Source organism: Streptomyces sp. WAC 04229 (genome assembly GCF_003947455.1).
GTDB lineage: Bacteria > Actinomycetota > Actinomycetes > Streptomycetales > Streptomycetaceae > Streptomyces.
The window spans coordinates 1-7,684 of the sequence record NZ_QHJH01000264.1; the positions used below are offsets into that span (position 1 = coordinate 1).

The following is a 7,684-nucleotide window of genomic DNA, read 5'->3' on the forward strand; positions in this document are numbered from 1 at the left end:
GTGGTGCGGGGTGGGTGGTGCCGTGCGGGTGGCTCAGCGCGAGGTGTCGAAGACCTCGTCGCGGGTGGTCGCGAGGGCGCTCTCCAGCGCGCCGCGCAGTACGGGGTGGTCGGTCACCTCACCGACGACGAGCCGGGGCCGGGAGGCGGCCAGCTCCTCCAGCTCGTCCTGGACCAGGTCGCGCAGCGTCTCGCCGCCGGCGGCGAGCGAGGTGCCGCTCAGGACCACCAGCTCGGGGTCGAGCACCGAGACGAGGGAGGCGAGGCCGGTGGCCAGGCGGGTGGCGTAGGTCTGGAGCAGCCGGCGGTGCGGTTCGTCGTCGGCCTCGGCGGCACGGGCGACGAGGGCGGCGGCTGCCTCGTGGTACGGCCCCGGGGGGAGGCCGGTGAGTCCCAGTTCCCGGGCGAGCCCCGGCAGGGCCTGGGAGCCGGCGAGTTCCTGGAAGCCGCCGCTGCCGGTCCGGCTGACCTTGCGGACCAGCGGCGCGCCCGGCACCGGCAGGAACCCGACCTCGCCCGCGCCGCCGGTCCAGCCGCGGTGCAGCCGGCCGCCGAGGACCAGGGCGGCGCCCAGGCCCTCCTGGTTCCACAGGAGCACGAAGTCCTCGTGCCCCCGGGCCGCGCCGAGGCGCTGCTCGGCCACGGCCGCGAGGTTCACGTCGTTCTCGTACTCGACCGGCATCGGCAGCGCGGCGGCGAGTTCGTCGAGGAGGGTGGGGGAGTGCCAGCCCGGCAGGTGGGAGGCGTAGCGCAGCCGCCCGGTGCCCGGGTCGAAGGCGCCCGGGGTGCCGATGACGAGGCGGTGGACTTCGGCCCGGGCGAGCCCGGCGGCCTTCACCGCGCCGTCGAGGGCGTCGGTGACCTGCTGGACGACCGGGGCGACGGGCCGCCGGCCCGGGGTCGGCAGTTCGAAGCGGCCGACGGTGCGCCCGGTGACGTCGGCGACCGCGGCCAGGACGCGGTCCGGGGTGACGTCGAGGCCGGCGGCGTACGCGGCGGCCGGGTTGACCTCGTAGAGCTGGGCGCCGGGGCCCGGGCGGCCCTCGGTGGTGCCGCCGGCCAGGACCAGGCCCGCGGCCTCCAGGCGGGCCAGCAGCTGGGAGGCGGTCGGCTTGGACAGGCCGGTCAGCTTGCCGATCCGGGTCCGGGAGAGCGGCCCGTGCTCCAGCAGGAGGTCGAGGGCGGCCCGGTCGTTCATGGCGCGCAGGACGCGCGGGGTGCCCGGCGTACCGGCGGTTCCTGCCATGCGTGTCCACACCTGCCTCTCGGCCGCTCAGCCTTTCAGTGGGAGACCGGTAAGTCCACTGCTCGTCCCTCACTGAAGGTGACTGTTAGGAAAGTTTCCTGTTGGCTGAGAAACGTAGGCCCGCCCGGGAGGGGGCGTCAAGAGACCGCCCCCGGGGCAACGCAGTCGTTACCTCGGGGGCGGTGCGGAACGGGCGGTGGGCCCGGCGCCTACTTCGTGGTGCTCGGCGGCGCTATGGGCGACGCGGCGACCGACTGCGGCGACGCGGTGTTCGCGTAGGCCGACGGCGCCGCGACCCCGGCAGCCGGGTCGGCGACGGCCGGGACGCCGTCCACCGGGAAGGTGGCCCCGCCGACGATCGCGATGCCGGCCTCGTCGAAGGCCCGCTTGATCCGCCAGCGCAGCTCACGCTCGACGGTGAGGGACTTGCCGGGCATGGTCTTCGCGGAGACCCGCACGACCATGGAGTCGAGCAGCACGGAGTCCAGGCCGAGGACCTCGATCGGGCCCCAGAGCATCTCGTTCCAGGGCTCCTCCTTGCTCATCCGCTCGCCGACCGCGTCGAGGGTCTCCTTGACCTTGTCCAGGTTCTCGTCGGAGCGGACGGTCACGTCCACGCCGGCCGTGGACCAGCCCTGGGAGAGGTTGCCGATCCGCTTGACCTCGCCGTTGCGGACGTACCAGATCTCGCCGTCGACGCCGCGCAGCTTGGTCACCCGCAGCCCGACCTCTATGACCTCGCCGGAGGCCACGCCCGCGTCGATGCTGTCGCCGACGCCGTACTGGTCCTCCAGGATCATGAAGACGCCGGACAGGAAGTCGGTGACCAGGTTGCGGGCGCCGAAGCCGATCGCCACGCCCGCGACACCGGCGGACGCCAGCAGCGGGGCCAGGTTGATCTGGAAGGTGCCGAGGATCATCAGCGCGGCGGTGCCGAGGATGAGGAAGCTGGCCACCGAGCGCATCACGGACCCGATGGCCTCGGAACGCTGCCGACGCCGCTCGGCGTTGACCAGCAGACTGCTCAGCGCGGTGCTGCCGCCCGTCCCGGTCCTGCGGTTCATCCGCTCTATCAGCTTGGTTATCGCCCGCCGCACCACCGCCCGCAGCACCGCCGCGATCACCAGGATCAGCAGCACCCGCAGCCCGATCGCCAGCCACGTCGACCAGTTCTCCTCGACCCAGCCCGCGGCGTTCGTGGCGTGTTCCTGGGCGTCCCGGAGCGAGGGCACGGGCGGCGTCGTCGACCCCGAGGGCGTCGGGGACGGCGACGGACCGGCGGCCGTGCGGACGGCGGCGGACAGGGACACGACGGTTTACCTCCAAGTGCGGCGGCCCGTCCTTCGAGGTCCGGTCCAAGGTCACGGAAAGGTCACCGGACGGGCAGATGCACCACACTAACGGGGCACCGGGCGCGGAACGGCCCGAAATGGGCGGGAGAGACGGTCCTCACCCGCGCTCGGACTGGTCACGCCCCCGGCGCCGCGCCGCGTGTGGTCGAAAACACTCCCGGCCCGTTACCGGGACATGGTGGCGCTACGACCAGCCATGAGGGGAGACTGAACCAGATCGTCCCGGCGCGAGCCACGCGCCGCCGACGCCCAAGGAGGCACCCGTGCCGCATGTCCTGGTCCTCAACGCGTCGTACGAGCCGCTCGGCGTCGTACCGCTCCGCCGCGCGCTCGTCCTCGTCCTCGAGAACAAGGCCGTATGCCTCGAGGAGTCCGGCGCCTACCTGCACAGCGCGACCGTCACCGTGCCCGCACCCAGCGTGGTCCGGCTCAAGCGGTTCGTGCGGGTGCCCTACCGGGGCCCCGTCCCGCTCACCCGCCGTGCCCTCTTCGCCCGCGACGGAGGCCGCTGCATGTACTGCGGCGCCGTCGCCACCAGCGTCGACCACGTCATCCCGCGCAGCCGCGGAGGGCTGCACGCCTGGGACAACGTGGTGGCCTCCTGCCGCCGCTGCAACCACGTCAAGGCCGACCGCCACCTCGGCGAGATCGGCTGGCGCCTGCACCACAAACCCGCCCCGCCCACCGGTCTGGCCTGGCGCATCATCGGCACGGGGCATAGGGACCCGCGCTGGCTGCCCTACTTGCAGCCGTACGGCGCGGAGGACGCCATGGCCCGGATCGACGGCATTTCCGCCTGACGGTCCGGGCCTTCGCACAGGCCGGTGCGGGGCCGCTCAGCGCACCCAGTTCTTCAGCGGCTCGGTGTCCAGAGTGATCCCGACCGGCTCGGGGAGCGCGACCTCCTTGCCGAAGGGCAGGGTCTGCACGGTCTCGTAACGTCCGCCGTCCGGCCGGCTGTGCACCTTGACCTCGCAGGTGTCCCGGTCGATCAGGAGGTACACCGGGATACCGGTCTCGGCGTACGCCCGGGGCTTCTCGACGCGGTCGCGCCGGTCGGTGTCGGAGTCGTACGAGGTGACCTTGACGGTCATGAGGACGGGGGCGGAGTCGGCCCATTCGCCGGCGCCGCCGAACGTGTAGCTGGGGACCAGTGAGCCGTCGGGGCGGGCACGGCCCTCGCGACAGGTCTCGACGATCAGGCCTTGGTGGGAGTTGAGGAACAGATCGGGGCGCTGCTGCATGCAGACGCGTGTGAGCCACTCGATGATGTTCCCGTGATCGCCGTCCGGCACGGCCTTCCCCCCAAGATGTCCGTTGATGAACTCGAGCCGCGCGCCTTCTATGCTCCGGTCGGCATGGCGGGCGAGTTCCTCGAACTCGGTGACGAGCATCTGGGGCCTGTCGGCGGTCACGGTAACAGGGCTCCTCCGGTTGTGCAGGGGTCCACATCGTCAGGGTAGGGGAGATCAGGCCTGGCGGGCGGGGCATTCGGATCGGTTGCACCCTCCTGCTGAACGGCCGTCACACGTACCGCAGCTCCCCCGGCCGCACCGAGCGTCCCAGCAGGGGCAGGGCTGTCGCCGCCGCGAGGAGGCAGGCGGCGTACACCGCCGGTGCGACCAGCAGGGCCGTCCAGGGGAGGGAGCCGTCGCCCTGGAGGGACGAGTACCAGACGCCGACCGCCAGGCCTCCGGCGCAGGCCAGGAGCAGGGCGGGGGCGAGCGGAAGGGCGGTCTCCATCAGCAGGGCGCGGTTCAGGACCGTACGCGGCACCCCCGCCGCGACCTGCGCGGCCAGCGTCCGGCGCCGGTTGGCCAGCGACTCGGCGGTGCCCACGGCGAGGCCGGTGAGCGTGATCGCGAGGGCGACGAGGAGCGCGGCGCCCGTCAGGTCGAGGCCGGTCGTGTAGTACGCCAGGTCGGCGCCGAGGCGCCCCTCCCTGGCGCGCAGTTCGGTGAGCATCGCGTGCCGGATGCCCAGGAAGGCCGTTCCGGCGACCGTCACCACCAGGACGGCGGCGTGCGTGCGGGCCGGGCCCCAGGGATCGTCCCGCAGCCGCTCCGCGGCGAGCAGCGGCGCCGCGGTCCGGGCCCGGGGAGACAGGAGCCGGCCGGTGAGCCGGGCGGTGGCCCCGGCCAGCCACACCGAGCCCGCGCCGAGCGCGACGACGAGGAGGAAGACGGTCAGCGGAGTCCGCCAGTCGACCAGGTTGCCCGCGCCGCCGGAGCCGCTCGCGGCGAGCGGAGCCACCGCGATCAGCAGGATCAGCCCGCCCAGGAACAGCAGGCCGGGCCCCCGGCCCGAGTCCGGCCCCACCCGGCGCAGCCACCCCATCGGTGACGCCACCACCCGGCGCAGCGCCACCGCGCCCGCCACCGCACCCGACACCGGTACGCCGACGGTGACCAGTGCTGTGCCCGCCCAGGTCAGCGCGGTCGGCCCGGTCCACAGACGCAGCAGGAGCAGGACCGAGAAGACGGTGGCCACCGCCGAGCCCGCCAGGCAGGCCAGCCCGGTCTCCAGTGCCGCGATCCGGCGGACCTGCCAGGGTGTCGCGCCGGCCAGCCGCAGTGCGGCCAGTCGCCGGTCCCGGTGCACGGCGCCGATCCGGGTGCACTGGCCGAGGAAGGCCAGCACCGGTACCAGCAGCAGCAACAGTCCGGCGATCACCCCGTAGCGGGTGCCCCCCTCGTTGAGCAGGCCGTGGAAGACGGAGACGGTGTAACCGTCCGGGACCGAGGCGAGCGTGACCGCCGCCAGCGCGAATCCGGTGGCGAGCGCCGCACCCGCCGCCACAAGGGTGATCCGCCACCACTCCCGCCGGTCCGACCCGCTCACGAGCTGCCGGGCCAGCCGGACGTCCGCACCCCATGTGCTCATGCCGTCACCGCCAGCGCCACGGCGCCGTCGCGCAGCCGGACCTCGCGGTCCGCGTACGCCGCCACCTGGGCGTCGTGCGTGACCAGCAGCACCGCCGTGCCCGACTCCCGGGCCGTGCGCGCCAGCGCCGTCATCACCTGCTCGCCCGCCAGCGAGTCCAGCGCCCCGGTCGGTTCGTCCGCGAACACCGCCTTCGGCCCGCTGACCAGCGCGCGGGCCAGCGCCGCCCGCTGTGCCTGCCCGCCGCTCATCTCCCCCGGGCGCAGCTCCTCCTGCCCGCGCACCCCGAACCGTTCCAGCCACTCACCGGCCCGCGCCCGCGCCTCGGCCCGTGCGGTGCCGGCCAGGATCAGCGGCAGCGACACGTTGTCCAGCACCGTCAGTTCCGGGATCAGCTGCCCGAACTGGAAGACCACCCCGAAGTCGGTGCGGCGCAGCTCGCTCAGCCGATGCTCCGGCAGCCCCTCCAGCGGCCGGCCGGAGTAGGTCACCGAGCCCGCGTCCGGCCGGACGATCCCGGCCAGGCAGTGCAGCAGCGTGGACTTGCCGCTGCCGCTGGCCCCGGTGACGGCGAGGATCTCGCCGGCCCGCAGGTCGACCGAGACTCCCCGCAGGGCCTCTGTCCTGCCGTACGTCTTCACCAGGTCGCGGGCCGCGATCAGCGGTCCCGCCGTGGCCTCGTGCGTGTCCCCGTTCGTCATGCGGTGCGGACCTCCGTGGTCAGAGTGGTGAGCCGGGCCGCGGTGGTGGTCATCCAGCGGAGGTCGGCATCGAGGTGGTTGAGGGCGTAGTCGGCCGAGAGCACGGTCGTGAGGTCGGTGCCCGGCTTCGTCTTGAGCGCAGTGAGCTCCCGCATCCGGCCCATGTGGGCCGTGCGCTGGGCCAACAGGTAGGCGCCCGCGTCGCCGCCGGTGAGGATCGAGACGACGACCTTGGCGAAGATCTCGTTCGTCACGAAGGGCGCGGGCGGCGCGATCTCGCCCGCCCACCGCGCCAGTTCGCGCCCGCCCTCGTCCGTCGCGCGGTACGCGGTGCGCTCCGGGCCGCCGTCGGACGCGGTGCCGTCGACCTCCGCGAGGCCGTCCCGGACCAGCCGCTGCAGGGTTGTGTAGACCTGCCCGTAGGCCAGCGGACGGGCCTGCGGGAAGCGTTCGTCGTGACGCCGTTTGAGGTCGTAGCCGTGGCTCGGCCCCGAGGCGATCAGGCCCAGGAGGAGATGGCGGGTGCTCATGGAGATCAGTATTCACCAAGTACATGTACTGAGTGAATAGCCGGACGGATTCCGTCGGGGATTTCTTTTGCCCGGATCATGGGTATTTGGAAGGAGTGAGATGTGACCAGGGCCACGTTGCGGGTGTCGGAGTGCCTGTCCGCGCACCTTCTGGGTAGGGGGCTGCCGTAACCCGCTAGAAGCGTGCTCGCAACAGCCCGACCCAAAGGAGATCTCCGTGGCTGCAATCCTCCTGCTCCCGGCCCCTTCCAAACCCGTGGCGGAGCCGTCCACACCCTGGGCCGAGCCCTCCGCCGCCTCCGAGACCCCGCACTACTGCGTCTTCGGCGCCGCCCAGAGCTTCGCCGAGACCCCGCTCACCAGCGAACCTCCACTGCCCGACGCCGAGCCCCTGACCAGCGAGTCGCCGTTCGCCGACGCCGTACCGCTGACCAGCGAGTCCTCGCCCGAGCTCACGGCGGACGTGCCGGAGCAGGGCGGCCCCTCCTTCGCCGTTCCCGAGCCGACGAGGTCGTAGAGGTCACAGATGCCAGCAGCCGGGCCGGCCGAGCCCCCCGCCGAGGACCTTCCCGAGGATCTGACCAGGCTCGCCGCCCTGCACGGCGTCGCCACCGCCTACCGCCCGTCCCCGGACCGCACCGTCCCGGCCTCGGTCACCGCGGTGACCCTCGCGCTGGCCGCCCTCGGCGTGGACACGAGCACCCCCGAGGCCGTACGGGCCGCGCTCGCCGCGCGCGAGACCGGGCTGCGCGACCGCCTGCTGCCGCCCACCGTGGTCGGCTGGAGCGACGGCGGCACGCCGGCCGCCCTCGCCGCACTGCCCGAGGGCACCCGGCTCCGCGTCGACACCGAACAGGGCGAGACCCGTGACGACGCCGGGCGGCTCCCGCCCGGCGTCCACCGCCTGACCGCCACCACCCCCGACGGCCGCACCGCACGGGCCCACCTGATCGTGGCGCCCGCCCGGCTGCCC

8 protein-coding genes and 1 pseudogene are annotated in these 7,684 nt (G+C 73.5%); 3 read left to right on the forward strand and 6 right to left on the reverse strand.

Annotated elements, in window-relative coordinates:
* Nucleotides 1-33: 33 nt before the first annotated feature.
* Both DMH12_RS35635 and DMH12_RS35640 read right to left on the reverse strand, forming a co-directional pair.
* On the reverse strand, nt 34-1,245 hold the full coding sequence (locus tag DMH12_RS35635) for an ROK family transcriptional regulator (protein ID WP_125495451.1): 1,212 nt from the start codon (nt 1,243-1,245) through the stop codon (nt 34-36).
* Nucleotides 1,246-1,454: 209 nt separating this feature from the next.
* The gene (locus tag DMH12_RS35640) at nt 1,455-2,555 is read right to left on the reverse strand and encodes a mechanosensitive ion channel family protein (RefSeq protein WP_125495452.1); all 1,101 of its coding nucleotides are present in this window, start codon (nt 2,553-2,555) and stop codon (nt 1,455-1,457) included.
* Between the two features lie 305 nt (nt 2,556-2,860).
* On the opposite strand from DMH12_RS35640, the gene DMH12_RS35645 reads away from it, so the two are divergent.
* Nucleotides 2,861-3,397, forward strand: a complete 537-nt coding sequence (locus DMH12_RS35645) for an HNH endonuclease (protein ID WP_125495453.1) — start codon at nt 2,861-2,863, stop codon at nt 3,395-3,397.
* Between the two features lie 36 nt (nt 3,398-3,433).
* Here DMH12_RS35645 and DMH12_RS35650 read toward each other — a convergent pair whose 3' ends face one another.
* From DMH12_RS35650 to DMH12_RS35665, 4 genes are all read right to left on the reverse strand, one after another.
* A complete protein-coding gene (locus DMH12_RS35650) occupies nt 3,434-3,991 on the reverse strand; it encodes a Uma2 family endonuclease (protein ID WP_125495458.1) in 558 nt (185 codons plus the stop codon).
* A 130-nt stretch (nt 3,992-4,121) separates the two neighbouring features.
* Nucleotides 4,122-5,480 carry an FtsX-like permease family protein gene (locus tag DMH12_RS35655; RefSeq protein ID WP_125495454.1) on the reverse strand — a complete coding sequence of 453 codons (1,359 nt, stop codon included), beginning with the start codon at nt 5,478-5,480 and terminating at the stop codon, nt 4,122-4,124.
* A complete protein-coding gene (locus DMH12_RS35660; RefSeq protein WP_125495455.1) occupies nt 5,477-6,181 on the reverse strand; it encodes an ABC transporter ATP-binding protein in 705 nt (234 codons plus the stop codon). Before DMH12_RS35660 ends, DMH12_RS35655 begins: the two co-directional genes overlap by 4 nt.
* Nucleotides 6,178-6,711 (reverse strand): PadR family transcriptional regulator, encoded by a 534-nt coding sequence (locus DMH12_RS35665; RefSeq protein ID WP_125495456.1) that lies wholly within the window; start codon nt 6,709-6,711, stop codon nt 6,178-6,180. Before DMH12_RS35665 ends, DMH12_RS35660 begins: the two co-directional genes overlap by 4 nt.
* Nucleotides 6,712-6,922: 211 nt before the next feature.
* Between DMH12_RS35665 and DMH12_RS35670 the strand changes: the two genes are divergently transcribed.
* Entirely contained in the window at nt 6,923-7,228 is a 306-nt protein-coding gene (locus DMH12_RS35670; protein WP_125495457.1) for a hypothetical protein, read from the forward strand.
* A 9-nt stretch (nt 7,229-7,237) separates the two neighbouring features.
* Nucleotides 7,238-7,684 (forward strand): annotated as a pseudogene (locus DMH12_RS35675) (4-alpha-glucanotransferase); the annotation flags it as partial.

Bases quoted from the DNA above. Each gene is read 5' to 3' on its own strand.
- DMH12_RS35635 (WP_125495451.1), bottom strand. From the start codon at position 1,245: ATGGCAGGAACCGCCGGTACGCCGGGCACCCCGCGCGTCCTGCGCGCC.
- DMH12_RS35650 (WP_125495458.1), bottom strand. From the start codon at position 3,991: ATGCTCGTCACCGAGTTCGAGGAACTCGCCCGCCATGCCGACCGGAGC.
- DMH12_RS35655 (WP_125495454.1), bottom strand. From the start codon at position 5,480: ATGAGCACATGGGGTGCGGACGTCCGGCTGGCCCGGCAGCTCGTGAGC.
- DMH12_RS35660 (WP_125495455.1), bottom strand. From the start codon at position 6,181: ATGACGAACGGGGACACGCACGAGGCCACGGCGGGACCGCTGATCGCG.
- DMH12_RS35665 (WP_125495456.1), bottom strand. From the start codon at position 6,711: ATGAGCACCCGCCATCTCCTCCTGGGCCTGATCGCCTCGGGGCCGAGC.